Genomic DNA, 12198 nt, shown 5'->3' on the forward strand with positions numbered 1-12198 from the left:
TGATTTATGTTGAGTAAACCCACCAAAGTGCTTACCAAGGTAAGCCTTTTTATTTTTATTATTATCGTGCTTTTGGCCAGCTTTAAAAGCCATGCACAGTCGCCAAAACTATCTTTGTTTGATAGCCAAGGAGTGGCGGTTAACCCTGGGGTTATTTTAAAAAGCGATGCAAAAATGACCCTAACAGGGCTAATTAATCATGTTGTAGTAACGCAGCACTACATAAATGAAAACCCTTTTGCCGTAAATGCACGTTATGTATTTCCTTTACCCGATGAAAGCGCCGTGCAAGCAATGACCATGCGCATTGGCGAGCGAGTTATCAAAGGTAAAATAGCAAAAAAACGCCAAGCTGAAAAACAGTACCAAGCTGCCAAAAAAGCAGGCAAACAAGCTTCATTGTTGCGACAGCAACGTGCAAATATGTTTATTACAAATGTGGCAAATGTAGGGCCAGGAGAAGAAATAGTTATAACGCTTGAGTATCAAGAGATTATTGATTACAAACACGGAACCTTTGCGATTCATTTTCCAACCACAATTACGCCACGCTATCATGCAATAACAGGGGAAGTTAACGATGATCAAGATAAGCATGCGGTAAAAAACACTAATGCACCTTCGTTCACTCCACAGGGTTGGTTAAGCCCTGTTTATACAAAACAAACCAATGAGGCGGCAAATGCCAGCGATTTAAGCTTAACAATTAACATGGATATAGGCTTAGAATTGGTTGATATAAATGCTAAGTACCATCAAGTTAATATTGAAAACCCTGCATTTGGGCAATACAGCATTGTGCTAAAACCACAGCAAGCCATAAATAGAGACTTTGTACTTGAGTTTAAGCCACTTCAAATAGCGAAAGCGCAAGCTGCACTTTTTACTCAGCAAGCACAAAATGGTGAGCAGTATGCGTTAGCAATGTTAATGCCGCCAAGCGATAGTTTTACTCAATCTCAGCGTTTACCGCGTGAAATGGTGTTTGTAGTTGATACTTCGGGATCTATGCATGGGCAGTCTATTGAACAAGCTAAAAAAGCGCTGTTTTACGCATTATCATTATTAGATAGTGATGATAGCTTCAATATTGTCAGTTTTAATAATGAGGTTGCAGTCATGAGTGAGACCCCATTAATTGCCAGTGACTTCAATTTACGTCGCGCAGAGCGTTTTATTTATAACTTACAAGCCGATGGCGGAACTGAAATAAAAGGCGCACTTGATGCCGTACTTAACGGTGCACAGTTTGAAGGGTTTGTACGCCAAGTTGTATTTTTAACCGATGGTAGCGTAAGTAACGAAGATCAATTATTTAAACATATTGCGCACACCTTAGGTGATAGCCGTTTATTTACTGTGGGCATTGGTAGTGCGCCTAACCGTTATTTTATGCGTCGTGCCGCTGATATAGGTAAGGGGTCTTATACCTTTATTGGTAGCACCTTTGATGTGCAGCCGAAAATGCAGCAGTTGTTTGATAAACTCGCTCACCCGGCTATGACTAATTTAGCGTTAACAAATACAAATGGAGACAGCTTAGATTTTTGGCCCTCACCTTTGCCTGACCTATATTTTGCTGAGCCCATTATGGTGGCTATTAAATTAGACACTACCGATGCAATTACTTTTACGGGGCAAACGGCGCATGGGGAGTTTAAGGTTAAGCTTAATCCGCAAGCAAGTTCAAAAGCCACAGGAATTGATAAGCTTTGGGCACGTCAAAAAATAAAGTCGTTATTGTTATACAACCAACAAAGTGTTGTAAAACAGCAAGTGCAGCAGCTCGCGCTTGAGCATCAGTTACTTAGCCCATTTACTGCGTTTATTGCCATAGAAGAGAGCACCATTAAAGAAGTTGCTAAACAAAGCACACAAGTGGCTAATACTATGCCACAAGGAATGAGTATGCGCTTGCCGCAAACAGATGGGCAAAGCAAAATGCATATTGTGTTTGGAGCATTACTACTTCTAGGTGGTCTTTTGTTAGTAAGGCGCTGTAAATGAAAAAATGGCTAAGCATAGGTTTACTTGCCTTAGGTTTGAGCTTGTTTGGCCATGGTGTATACATGCAGGCAAAGGCATGGCTTGCACAAGTGTTAATAGAGCAAGCTTGGCAAACAGCCCTTAAATCACCCAATAAAAAAATTAAGCCGTGGTTTTATGCTGATAGTTACCCAGTGGCACAAATAATATGGCCAAAGCATAATAAACGACTAACCGTGCTCGATGGCGCAAGTGGTAGAAATTTAGCGTTTGCGCCGAGCCACTTTTTACCAGCTGGGGAATTAGGTGGGGCTGATTTTGGTAATTCGCAAGGAGCACTTATTGCTGGCCACAACGATACCCACTTTGCGTTTTTAAAAAACGCTAAAGTGGGGGAACAATTTTCTCTACAACTTAAAAATGGCCAAGTGCAGCATTATTCAGTGACTCATGTTGAGGTAATTAATCAGTACAACACCGATTTTTTGCAGCAATCAGGGTTGTATTTATTAACCTGTTACCCTTTTGATTCGCTGGCCTCGGGTACCGATTTAAGGTGGTTAGTGTCGGCAGAAATATCCTCACCCGAAGTTGAGTTAGGAATATCGACCACCAGCTCTTGATGGCGTTGACTAATCATTACGCCTATAAACACCACAAATATGCTGATCCACTGCCCAAGAGTTAGTACTTCGTTGAGGATAATGGCTGACAAAATTAAAGTGAAAATAGGGATTAAATTAGAGTAAGCCGCGGCGGTTAATACCGACACTTTACTAATCGCATAGTTGTACATGCCGTACCCACCCAAAGTAACACAAGAGCCTAAGTACAATATGCTCATTAGTGCGGTTAAATCGTGTTGGTTTTCACTGGGTAGGTCAATAAATAATAAAAACGGAGCAAAAAACAAACTACCACTCACGCCTTGCAGAGCAATCAATGTGAGTGGGGAGTAGCGGTTAGCTAAATGTTTTATACACACGGTATAAAATGCCGCGCACACCATGGCCATTAATTCTAAAAAATTTCCCAGTAATGGGTTTGGGGCTTGGCTTGAACTCGGTGAAAGCAAAGTCAGTAAAATACTACCGCCAATACACAGCGTAAAACCCACCACAATAGCTTTACTAATATGCTCTTTGAGCATGAAAAACGCTAAGAATGCCACAATAATTGGTAAACAAGAAACAATCACCCCCGCTTGAGACGCTGAGGTATATTCCATTGCGTGGCCTTCAAATAAAAAGTACAAGCAAGGCTCTGCCAGCGACATGCCTAATAAGTACTTCCAATCGCCTTTTAAATATTCAAAGCGAATTACGTAACGCCATAAACATAACGAAATCAGTAAAGTGGTGAGCATACGTAAAAATATCACCAAGGCAGGGTCATAAATCGCAATCGCGTATTTAAGTGCAATAAAGGAGCTACCCCACAAAAAGGTGGCAATAATTAAACATAAACTGGCAGGCATAAGGTGTAATTTAATCGGTTGAATATAGTGCGATCCTAGCATGCAGAGGGAGTGATTGAATATTTTTTACTTGTTCAAAAATACCGAACTGGTATAAATAAATTCATCATTTATTGCGCTAAGTAAAAAACATGCAAAGGGATCAGGTCGTAGTTGTAAAGCTAGGTACAAGCGTACTCACTGGCGGTACCGATAAGTTAGACAAAGCACATATGGTGGAACTTGTTCGCCAATGCAGTGAGCTAAAAAAGCAAGGTCATCACGTTATTTTAGTATCAAGCGGTGCGGTTGCCGCAGGTCGCGAACAGCTATTAAAACCCTGTGGGCGCACATTAATAGACAAACAAATGTTGGCCGCCATTGGACAGGGGCAGCTCATTCATATTTGGCAAAGCTTATTTGCGTTGTATGGCATTAACGTCGGGCAAATGCTACTAACGCGCGCGGATGTTGACGACAGAGAGCGCTATTTAAATGCACGCGATACCCTCAATGCCCTATTAAATTACGATGTAGTGCCGATCATTAATGAAAATGACGCAGTTGCTACTAGCGAAATAAAAGTAGGTGACAACGATAACTTGTCGGCATTGGTGGCTATTTTAGCCAATGCCGATAAATTGCTGCTACTGACCGACCAACAAGGGTTATTCACCAGCGATCCGCGCACCGACATTAACGCCACCTTGATTGACGAAGTTACCCATATTAATGATGAGTTACGCCAACTTGCGGGTGGCAGCGGTACGAACCTAGGCACAGGGGGTATGGCAACCAAATTACAGGCCGCAGATATTGCCAGAAGAGCTGGGGTTGAGGTGATTATTGCCAAAGGCGCGGATGAAAATGTGATTTTAAAATGCATGAGCGAGCAACTGCCTGGCACCCGTTTTTTAAAACTTACCGCCCCTAAAGATGGCCGAAAAAAATGGTTATTAGCAGGGCCTAAAAGTAGCGGCCAAATTTTAATTGATGCCGGTGCGGTGCATGCATTGCAATCTAAGGGCGCCAGTTTACTTGCTAAAGGCATTACGCGTGCAATAGGTGAATTTGAACGTGGAGATTTAATTAACTTAATTGATGTAAACCAGCAAATTATTGCACGCGGGTTAACGCGCTTTAGCCATCTTGAAATCAATAAAATAAAAGGCGCACATTCTAATCAAATCAGCCAGTTACTTGATTACGATAGCGGCGTGGAAGTGCTACACAGAGATGATATGGTGGTGTTGTAATTAAGCACTTTTTTAACGATATAGCGCAACGTATAATCCGCTTATAGTGTTGCGCTTTTTTGTGTTAAAATCTTGCACCTTAAATTTGTTGTAAAGAGTATTGAAGATGAAATTAGTTCGCTGGGTTTTAGGTTGTATCATCTTATTTTTTAATTTTGTTTTTACGCCGCGTAGCAAAAAACGTGATCCGCAAGAGCAAACTAAGCTTGATCAGCAAACCGCACAATTTAAGCTCTATCAATTCAAAGCATGCCCTTTTTGTGTAAAAGTGCGCCGTTCAATTAAGCGTGAAGGCTTAAAAATTGAAACACGCGATGCAAAAAATGATGAGCAATACCGCCAAGAGCTATTAGAGCAAGGCGGAAAAGTTAAAGTACCTTGTTTACGTATTGAGCAAGATGGCCAAGTAAAATGGCTTTATGAATCAAACGATATTATTGCTTACTTAAACAAAGTAGCCGCTTAAAATATTTATTGGTATTTCATACCATCTCACTTATTAAAAGAGACATTACCATGACAATTCGTACCCGTGTTGCTCCGTCGCCAACTGGTGACCCGCATCTTGGCACCGCTTACATTGCCTTATTTAACTACTGTTTTGCTAAACAGCAAGGCGGTGAATTTGTACTTCGTATTGAAGATACAGACCAAGTTCGCAGCACACCTGAATCTGAACAAGCCATCATGGATAGCTTACGCTGGTTAGGCCTTGAGTGGGATCATGGTCCTGATGTAGGTGGTGAGTTTGGTCCATACCGTCAATCTGAGCGCAGTGATTTATATAAAAAATACGCTCATCAGTTAGTTGAAGACGGCAAAGCATTCTATTGTTTCGCAACCAGCGAAGAACTGGACCAAATGCGTGAAGAGCAAATGGCCGAAGGTCTGCGTCCTAAATACGATGGTCGTGGCTTAAACCATACAGAAGACGAAATTAAAGCAAACCTAGCTGCTGGTAAACCGTACGTTATACGTATGAAAATCCCAAGCGAAGGTACCTTTAAGTTTAACGATTACCTACGCGACGAAATTGAGATCCCGTGGGAAAACGTAGACATGCAAGTGCTATTAAAAGCGGATGGTTTTCCAACGTACTTTTTAGCTAACGTGGTGGATGATCACCAAATGCAAATTAGCCACATTTTCCGTGGTGAAGAGTGGATAAACTCAGCGCCTAAGCTATTAAAACTGTATGAAGATTTTGGTTGGGAAGCACCCGTACTAGGTCACTTACCATTACTGCGTAATCCAGATAAATCAAAACTGTCTAAGCGTAAAAACCCAACGTCTATTAATTACTACAAAGAAATGGGTTACCTACCAGAAGCGGTACTAAACTACTTAGGCCGTATGGGTTGGTCAATGCCTGATGAGCGTGAAAAGTTCACCCTTAATGAAATGATTGAACATTTTGACATGAAGCGTGTATCGCTTGGTGGCCCAGTATTCGACGTAGACAAGTTAAGCTGGTTAAACGGTATGTGGATCCGCGAAAACTTAACTGATGCAGAGCTAATGCAGCGTTTTGTTGACTGGAAATTTAATGGCGACATGCTGGCTAAAGTCTTACCTGAAGCTAAAACGCGTATAAATACACTCTCTGACATGGTTGATTTAGCAGGGCACTTTGTAGGCGGCATCCCGACCTACGACCCAGCGCTATTAACAGCCGGGAAAGCTGATGAAGATGTTATTCGCCAAGCATTACAATTTTTTGTATGGCAGTTAGAAGGCTTACGTAGCTTTGAAAAGCCAGCTATTTTTGCAATTGCAAAAGAAGTAGCCACTTTCCATGAGCTTAAAATTAAAGACTTCTTAGAGCCTATATTTGTGGCTATTACCGGCAAAACATCATCAACTTCGGTATTAGATGCAATGGAAATTTTAGGATCAGATCTATCGCGTGCACGTTTACGTGTTGCGCTTGCCCATTTAGGTATTTCTAAAAAGCAGGCTAAAAAAATAGAACGCGCATACCGCGATTACCCAAGTGCGTAATCGCTTATATAGATTCAAAAGCCGCTTAATTTAAGCGGCTTTTTTGTGCCTGTAATTCTAAGATGGAGTTGCCAGCATAGGGTAAGTAAATAAGAAAAAATGAAACACGTTAACGAGCCAGTGACATAAAATGGCCCATTCTAATCGGCTAGTTTTATAGTAAATATAGCCATAACCAAAACCTGCTACGGCCGCCACAAGCATATAATGAGTACCCGCTGAAAAGTGTGCCAGTGAAAACACACAAGTACTGATCACCGGTGCCAGTAATGCAAATCTGCTCGGGGTTATTAGTTTTGAAAGCTTAGTTTGTATCACCCCCCTAAATAATGCCTCTTCTGCAACGCAGGTAAAAAGTAGGTTGATAGCTATAAATAACAACCAAAATTCAGGTACTTTTGGCGCAAATTCAACAAGGTTTAACGTTAAAGCAGTTATAAGCGCCGCTAAAATAGTGATAATTATGATTAAAGCAGGGTAGCCGATAGTCACTGGCTTTGCCGTTTTATTTTTTGCAAAAAAATAAGCGGCCAGCATTAAACCCGCTAATGCTTTATCAAAATTAGCATACAGGGTAAATGCAATTGCGTTACTGGTGACTTGTTCATTAACAACAATTGGCAGGTTATTAAAACCCGCAAACCAATGTAAGGCTAACCCGAGTGAGGCTGTTATAAATAAAGACGTTAGAACATTACGTTTTAATGCTGAGGTTGCCAATAGCGTAAAGTGAAACAATCCCACATAAACAGCTATAACAGCAACCGCGTTTAAATTTATATATTCTTGATAATAGGCAGTAATAACACTTAGCAGTAATAAGTATTGCCATAATGGTTGGCGAAATACAGTGAGTTTACACTGTGGGAAAACACATAAAATAGCGGCAGCTAAAAAGTAAAAAGTCATTGGCAAATACAGCTTGTTGTTTGATAGAGGAAATGAGAGAAAACGAATTACATAGCGTTATAGTCTCAATTAGATAATTTTGAGCTATTAATAATTATAGGCTTGTCCGGTACAAATAACGGCTAAATCACAATTGTAGCGGGATACTGATTGGCACTGCTCTAGTGTAAATGCATTGCCACCTAAATAAAGCACATTGTTTTTAAGGGATTCTATAGCTTGTGATTTCAAACGGTTATAGCTAATTGAGGATGTTTGCGTATCATCTGAAACATCGCAGCTTTCGCCTTTTATTCCACCAAGGGGGCTTGCACCTCTATCGAGAGCGTCCTGAACACTGTAAAACTGCTCTAGGCCACGTTTTTTGATGTGGCTTGAAACGTGTTCTGATAAAACCTCGTCGTCGATATTGGTTGTGTAAGTAACGTTATTACAGCCAGTTAAAAATGAAACCGCGCATATTAATAAAGAAAAATACTTCATTAGTTAATCCCTTAAACTCGTATTTGCCTAATTTACTTAGTAAATTAGCGAGTTGCAAATTATCATTTTTCGCCTTTATTAAACAGATTCGACCTCTCAAGATTTTTTTTCTGGTAGTATAGCTAGGTTATAAGCAGTTTAAGCAGTGAACACACTATGTTAAGTCCTTACTATCAGCAGCATGCTGATTATGTTTCAATTTCTCGTGAGCAAGGTTGTCGCTTTGCTAAATGTGTAGCCGACGACTACAACCCGCTTCATGATAAAGACGCTAAAAAGTTTTGCGCACCAGGAGACTTACTTTTTTCTCTAGTGTTAGACCGCTATGGCATTAGTGAGCGAATGGAGTTTACCTTTGCCGGTATGGTTGATGAAAATACCAAGCTAAATTTTCCAGAACAACCAGGAGAAGAGTTTGATGTAAACCATGGCGAAAAAGTAATTTTAAAGGTTAAACGCGACGGTAAAACCAGTAAATGCCCAACACTTACAAACAGTTTAATAAAAAATTATGTTGAGTTCTCAGGTGCTGCGTTCCCGCATGTAATTATTCCTTTAATGGGCAAGCAAGAGGTAATGATAAATCCTGCGCGCCCTATGATTATTTATGAATCAATGATAATTAATCTTAATAATATTGATATTAAATCACCGACCCTTGAGTTCGCAGAGCCAAGCTTTGAATACGCTGGTAAACGCGGCAAAATAACCTTGCGCTTTAATTTACTCGAAAACGGCGAAAAGGTGGGTTTTGGTGAAAAACACATGGTGGTATCGGGTATTCGTGAATACTGTCAAAGCACCGTAGATGATTTAATTGCATTTTATAATGAACGTAAAGCCACATTAAAACCAGCTTAAATACTTCATTTTATATAGGCGCTATTTAGCGCCTTTTTTATTACTAAAGCTCAGGTATAATAGCGTTCTTTGTTATTTTAAAGCCAAGCTTATGTCTGCCACATCGTTCTCATCACTAGCCCTAGACCCGTTACTATTAACGGCAATAGAGCAAAATAATTACACTACGCCTACCGCCATTCAGCACAAAACGATACCGCCAATTTTAGCGGGCAAAGACGTTATGGGCAGCGCTCAAACTGGTACTGGTAAAACTGCCGCGTTTGTTTTGCCGCTATTACATAAGCTTTTAAATTCCGCTAAAAAAGACGAACCAGGCATTGCCCGTGTGGTTATTTTAACGCCCACTAGGGAGCTTGCTCAGCAAGTATTTGCAAGCTTTGAAAAATACGCACAAGGTGCAGATATAAAAGGTGCACTTGCCTATGGTGGCGCAAGCATTGGCCCACAAATCAAAGCACTTAAAACAGCGCAAGTAATAGTGGCAACGCCAGGGCGCTTACTTGATCACATAGTGAAGGGCAGTGTGGTGCTTTCAAGCGTGGACTCTTTAGTATTTGATGAAGCAGACCGTATGCTTGATATGGGTTTTATTGACGAAATTAGACGAATACTGCGTCATATCCCAGGCGATCGTCAAACCTTACTGTTTTCCGCCACCTTTGATGACAGTGTATTTGAGCTGAGTAAAAAATTGCTCAAAGACCCTGAGCTTATTGAAGTTGATAAGCGTAACTCTGCTGCTGTAGAGGTTGAACAAGTTATTTACGCAGTAGATGAAGACAGAAAGCGCGAACTGGTATCGCACATGATTGGCATGAAAAACTGGCGCCAAGTACTTATATTCACCCGCACAAAACAAATGGCCGATAAGCTTGCTAAAGAAATGTGTAAAGATGGTTTAAAAACCGAATCTATTCATGGTGATAAATCACAAGGTGCTCGCGACCGCGCTCTTCATAACTTCAAAGAAGGCAGTACACGTGTTTTAGTAGCCACCGATGTAGCTGCGCGCGGTTTAGACATACCGGCACTTAAATACGTAATTAACTTTGAATTGCCATACATAGCTGAAGATTATGTACATCGTATTGGCCGTACAGGACGAGCTGGCGAACAAGGCCTTGCTATGTCATTAGTGAGTCTTGATGAGCAATGGCTACTTGAAGAAATTGAAGTACTGCTTGATACGCGTTTAGCCCCACAATGGCTTGAAGGCTATGAGCCCGACTTAAATAAGCCGCCTAAAGATAACCGCAAAAACACTAACAAAGCGCGTAAAGATCGCGATAAAAAACGTATTACAGGGCAAAGAGCGCCGAATAGAAGACGCAAATAAAAGCTTAGGACTTCATTTAATAGGCAGCTAAGAGTGAACATCGGTCATTGAGATTGGCTGAATATCGTCGTTAATTAATTAGCTAAAAAATCACATCTAGGTGTGTATTCAATATAAAAAGGATTTACAAAACTGTTATGAAAAAAGCTTTAGTTGTTGCAGTAATATTACTAAGTGGTTGTTCTGTTAAACCAATTCAATATGATTTAACTGGGAACTACTCAGGAAAACCAATTACGGTTCAAAAGAATATTCCAACCATATCTGTTAGTGATTTTACATATGAACCTCATCGAAATATAAGCCAATATATGACATCTGGCTTTGGCTGCCTACTGTGCAATGCTGATGGAAGTCATCAGGCATTTGTATATCAGCAACCGGTTAAAAATATTATACAATCTGAAGTGAAAATTGCTTTCAAAGAGATTTCAGCTGGTAAAAATAGTGAAAAATGCACATTGACAGGGCAAATACATGCTGTCGGTTGGGATAGCATTAATGGAGATACGACGGTTGATCTTACTTACATTTTAAAAATACAAGACTCTGCTGAGTATGTTAAAAGGATCAGGGGTGTCTATGATGCTGGTATTTTTGAAATGCAAAAAGTTGATAAGTTTTGGGCAAAGCCAACACGAAAAACTGTCCAAGAATTGGTTTGGGATAATGATTTCTTAAATATTGTAAATAAAAAGTGTATATAAAATAGTAGCATAATAAGTTGCTCAAACGGAAAAATAACAGTTGGCTGCGGCTCGTCCCTCGCGCATTATAGCGAACCATTATTTTCCGCTTAGCAAGGCGTTAGTTGCCTTATTAACATCGCATGTTCAATTTGCTGTACAACTATGTGAGTGAAGACTATACTTGTTCCATTAAATGTACATGTTGAGGTTCTTATGAGAATCGTATCTTTTACTGAAGCTAGAAATGGTCTGAAAGCTGTTTTGGACGGTGTAGTTAATGATGCTGATACAACAGTAATTACACGCCGTGATTCTGAAGATGCTGTGGTTATGTCTTTAGACTACTACAACAGCCTTATGGAAACAGTTCACTTACTACGCTCTCCTCAAAATGCTGAACACTTAAACCGTTCGATAGCACAATACCGTGCTGGTAAAACAACAGCACGAGAGTTAATTGATGAGTAGTAGTCAACGTTTATTGTCGTGGACAGATGACGCTTGGGATGACTACCTGTATTGGCAAACTCAAGACAAGAAGACACTCAAGCGCATCAATAAACTTATCAATGATGTAAAGCGCTCGCCATTTGAGGGAATCGGTAAACCAGAGCCACTAAAAGAGAATCTATCTGGTTTTTGGTCTCGTCGTATTGATGATACTAATAGGCTTGTTTACGCAGTCGATGATCAAGCAATAACGATAATCTCGTGTCGTTACCACTACTAAATTAGGTTCAGCGATCTGGCATCTAACAAAGCATTTAAGAGTGATTCGCAACGCTTGGCGTTTTCGCTTCGCTCAAGTATAGCCAAGCGTCGCTCACACCTTAATGCGGCGTTACCAATGACCGCCCATGGCACTCAGCCGATAGTCGGTATAGAGTGGTTTAACTTACAGTGTAAAGCAGTTATATATCGCTAACGTGGCAAATTAGATTGTTTCTGGTAAATTCATCATTTTTGTCGGATGGCGTGGCTCCGCCACTTATCCGACCTACGTCAAAATGTAGGTTGGTTAAGCCGGAGGCGCCACCCAACAGGCTTTCAAATTCACTTTTCATCCGCTATTGACACTTTGCCGAAAATCAGCTTTGATAAAGTCCTACAATTCAAACCTGATAGATTAAGTTAGTACTTATTAAAATAAACGAAGATAACTACTTGAACTGGTTTGTTCGATGTCGCTTATTATTGTTGCCCGAACCCCGAACCCCG

The 12198-nt window shown here is 40.5% G+C and carries 13 protein-coding genes; 10 read left to right on the top strand and 3 right to left on the bottom strand.

Going from position 1 to position 12198, the window contains the following annotated elements; all coding sequences use genetic code 11:
* The first annotated feature begins 6 nt into the window (after positions 1–6).
* Together CWC30_RS02500 and CWC30_RS02505 are read left to right on the top strand one after the other, a co-directional pair.
* Entirely contained in the window at positions 7–2007 is a 2001-nt protein-coding gene (locus tag CWC30_RS02500; protein ID WP_138626338.1) for a marine proteobacterial sortase target protein, read from the top strand.
* Positions 2004–2609 carry a class GN sortase gene (locus tag CWC30_RS02505; protein ID WP_138626339.1) on the top strand — a complete coding sequence of 202 codons (606 nt, stop codon included), beginning with the start codon at positions 2004–2006 and terminating at the stop codon, positions 2607–2609. The genes CWC30_RS02500 and CWC30_RS02505 overlap by 4 nt, the downstream gene beginning before the upstream one ends.
* On the opposite strand, the gene CWC30_RS02510 is transcribed toward CWC30_RS02505, so the two are convergent.
* Positions 2504–3463, bottom strand: coding sequence for a DMT family transporter (locus CWC30_RS02510; RefSeq protein ID WP_033102849.1), 960 nt, complete (start codon positions 3461–3463; stop codon positions 2504–2506). The two genes, CWC30_RS02505 and CWC30_RS02510, sit on opposite strands and share 106 nt — an antisense overlap.
* Positions 3464–3594: 131 nt before the next feature.
* Here CWC30_RS02510 and proB point away from each other — a divergent pair, with 131 nt between their 5' ends.
* The 3 genes from proB (at position 3595) to gltX (ending at position 6699) form a co-directional block, all read left to right on the top strand.
* Positions 3595–4698, top strand: coding sequence for a glutamate 5-kinase (proB, locus tag CWC30_RS02515; RefSeq protein ID WP_138626340.1), 1104 nt, complete (start codon positions 3595–3597; stop codon positions 4696–4698).
* Positions 4699–4804: 106 nt separating this feature from the next.
* Positions 4805–5164, top strand: coding sequence for a glutaredoxin family protein (locus CWC30_RS02520; RefSeq protein ID WP_008111110.1), 360 nt, complete (start codon positions 4805–4807; stop codon positions 5162–5164).
* Between the two features lie 50 nt (positions 5165–5214).
* Complete coding sequence (gltX, locus tag CWC30_RS02525) at positions 5215–6699, top strand: glutamate--tRNA ligase (protein ID WP_138626341.1); 1485 nt, start codon at positions 5215–5217, stop codon at positions 6697–6699.
* 57 nt (positions 6700–6756) lie between these two features.
* Here gltX and CWC30_RS02530 read toward each other — a convergent pair whose 3' ends face one another.
* Together CWC30_RS02530 and CWC30_RS02535 are read right to left on the bottom strand one after the other, a co-directional pair.
* The gene (locus tag CWC30_RS02530) at positions 6757–7608 is read right to left on the bottom strand and encodes a CPBP family intramembrane glutamic endopeptidase (RefSeq protein WP_076920701.1); all 852 of its coding nucleotides are present in this window, start codon (positions 7606–7608) and stop codon (positions 6757–6759) included.
* 87 nt (positions 7609–7695) lie between these two features.
* Positions 7696–8091: a hypothetical protein gene (locus CWC30_RS02535; RefSeq protein ID WP_138626342.1), complete on the bottom strand. Its 396-nt coding sequence runs from the start codon at positions 8089–8091 to the stop codon at positions 7696–7698.
* A gap of 156 nt (positions 8092–8247) precedes the next feature.
* On the opposite strand from CWC30_RS02535, the gene CWC30_RS02540 reads away from it, so the two are divergent.
* The 5 genes from CWC30_RS02540 to CWC30_RS02560 all read left to right on the top strand — a co-directional run bounded on the left by CWC30_RS02540 (position 8248) and on the right by CWC30_RS02560 (position 11710).
* Entirely contained in the window at positions 8248–8952 is a 705-nt protein-coding gene (locus tag CWC30_RS02540) for a DUF3581 domain-containing protein (RefSeq protein ID WP_016900441.1), read from the top strand.
* Positions 8953–9043: 91 nt separating this feature from the next.
* The gene (locus CWC30_RS02545) at positions 9044–10291 is read left to right on the top strand and encodes a DEAD/DEAH box helicase (RefSeq protein WP_076920699.1); all 1248 of its coding nucleotides are present in this window, start codon (positions 9044–9046) and stop codon (positions 10289–10291) included.
* 137 nt (positions 10292–10428) lie between these two features.
* Positions 10429–10998, top strand: coding sequence for a hypothetical protein (locus CWC30_RS02550; RefSeq protein WP_076920696.1), 570 nt, complete (start codon positions 10429–10431; stop codon positions 10996–10998).
* Positions 10999–11193: 195 nt separating this feature from the next.
* Positions 11194–11448 (top strand): type II toxin-antitoxin system Phd/YefM family antitoxin, encoded by a 255-nt coding sequence (locus tag CWC30_RS02555; protein WP_005526636.1) that lies wholly within the window; start codon positions 11194–11196, stop codon positions 11446–11448.
* On the top strand, positions 11441–11710 hold the full coding sequence (locus CWC30_RS02560) for a Txe/YoeB family addiction module toxin (protein WP_005464459.1): 270 nt from the start codon (positions 11441–11443) through the stop codon (positions 11708–11710). Before CWC30_RS02555 ends, CWC30_RS02560 begins: the two co-directional genes overlap by 8 nt.
* The last annotated feature ends 488 nt before the right edge of the window (positions 11711–12198 follow it).

Source organism: Pseudoalteromonas sp. S4741, assembly GCF_005886135.1.
GTDB classification, from domain to species: domain Bacteria; phylum Pseudomonadota; class Gammaproteobacteria; order Enterobacterales; family Alteromonadaceae; genus Pseudoalteromonas; species Pseudoalteromonas tetraodonis.

Bases quoted from the DNA above. Each gene is read 5' to 3' on its own strand.
- CWC30_RS02550 (WP_076920696.1), top strand. From the start codon at position 10,429: ATGAAAAAAGCTTTAGTTGTTGCAGTAATATTACTAAGTGGTTGTTCT.
- CWC30_RS02500 (WP_138626338.1), top strand. From the start codon at position 7: ATGTTGAGTAAACCCACCAAAGTGCTTACCAAGGTAAGCCTTTTTATT.
- CWC30_RS02540 (WP_016900441.1), top strand. From the start codon at position 8,248: ATGTTAAGTCCTTACTATCAGCAGCATGCTGATTATGTTTCAATTTCT.
- gltX (WP_138626341.1), top strand. From the start codon at position 5,215: ATGACAATTCGTACCCGTGTTGCTCCGTCGCCAACTGGTGACCCGCAT.
- CWC30_RS02505 (WP_138626339.1), top strand. From the start codon at position 2,004: ATGAAAAAATGGCTAAGCATAGGTTTACTTGCCTTAGGTTTGAGCTTG.
- CWC30_RS02560 (WP_005464459.1), top strand. From the start codon at position 11,441: ATGAGTAGTAGTCAACGTTTATTGTCGTGGACAGATGACGCTTGGGAT.
- CWC30_RS02555 (WP_005526636.1), top strand. From the start codon at position 11,194: ATGAGAATCGTATCTTTTACTGAAGCTAGAAATGGTCTGAAAGCTGTT.
- CWC30_RS02545 (WP_076920699.1), top strand. From the start codon at position 9,044: ATGTCTGCCACATCGTTCTCATCACTAGCCCTAGACCCGTTACTATTA.
- proB (WP_138626340.1), top strand. From the start codon at position 3,595: ATGCAAAGGGATCAGGTCGTAGTTGTAAAGCTAGGTACAAGCGTACTC.
- CWC30_RS02535 (WP_138626342.1), bottom strand. From the start codon at position 8,091: ATGAAGTATTTTTCTTTATTAATATGCGCGGTTTCATTTTTAACTGGC.
- CWC30_RS02520 (WP_008111110.1), top strand. From the start codon at position 4,805: ATGAAATTAGTTCGCTGGGTTTTAGGTTGTATCATCTTATTTTTTAAT.
- CWC30_RS02510 (WP_033102849.1), bottom strand. From the start codon at position 3,463: ATGCCTGCCAGTTTATGTTTAATTATTGCCACCTTTTTGTGGGGTAGC.
- CWC30_RS02530 (WP_076920701.1), bottom strand. From the start codon at position 7,608: ATGACTTTTTACTTTTTAGCTGCCGCTATTTTATGTGTTTTCCCACAG.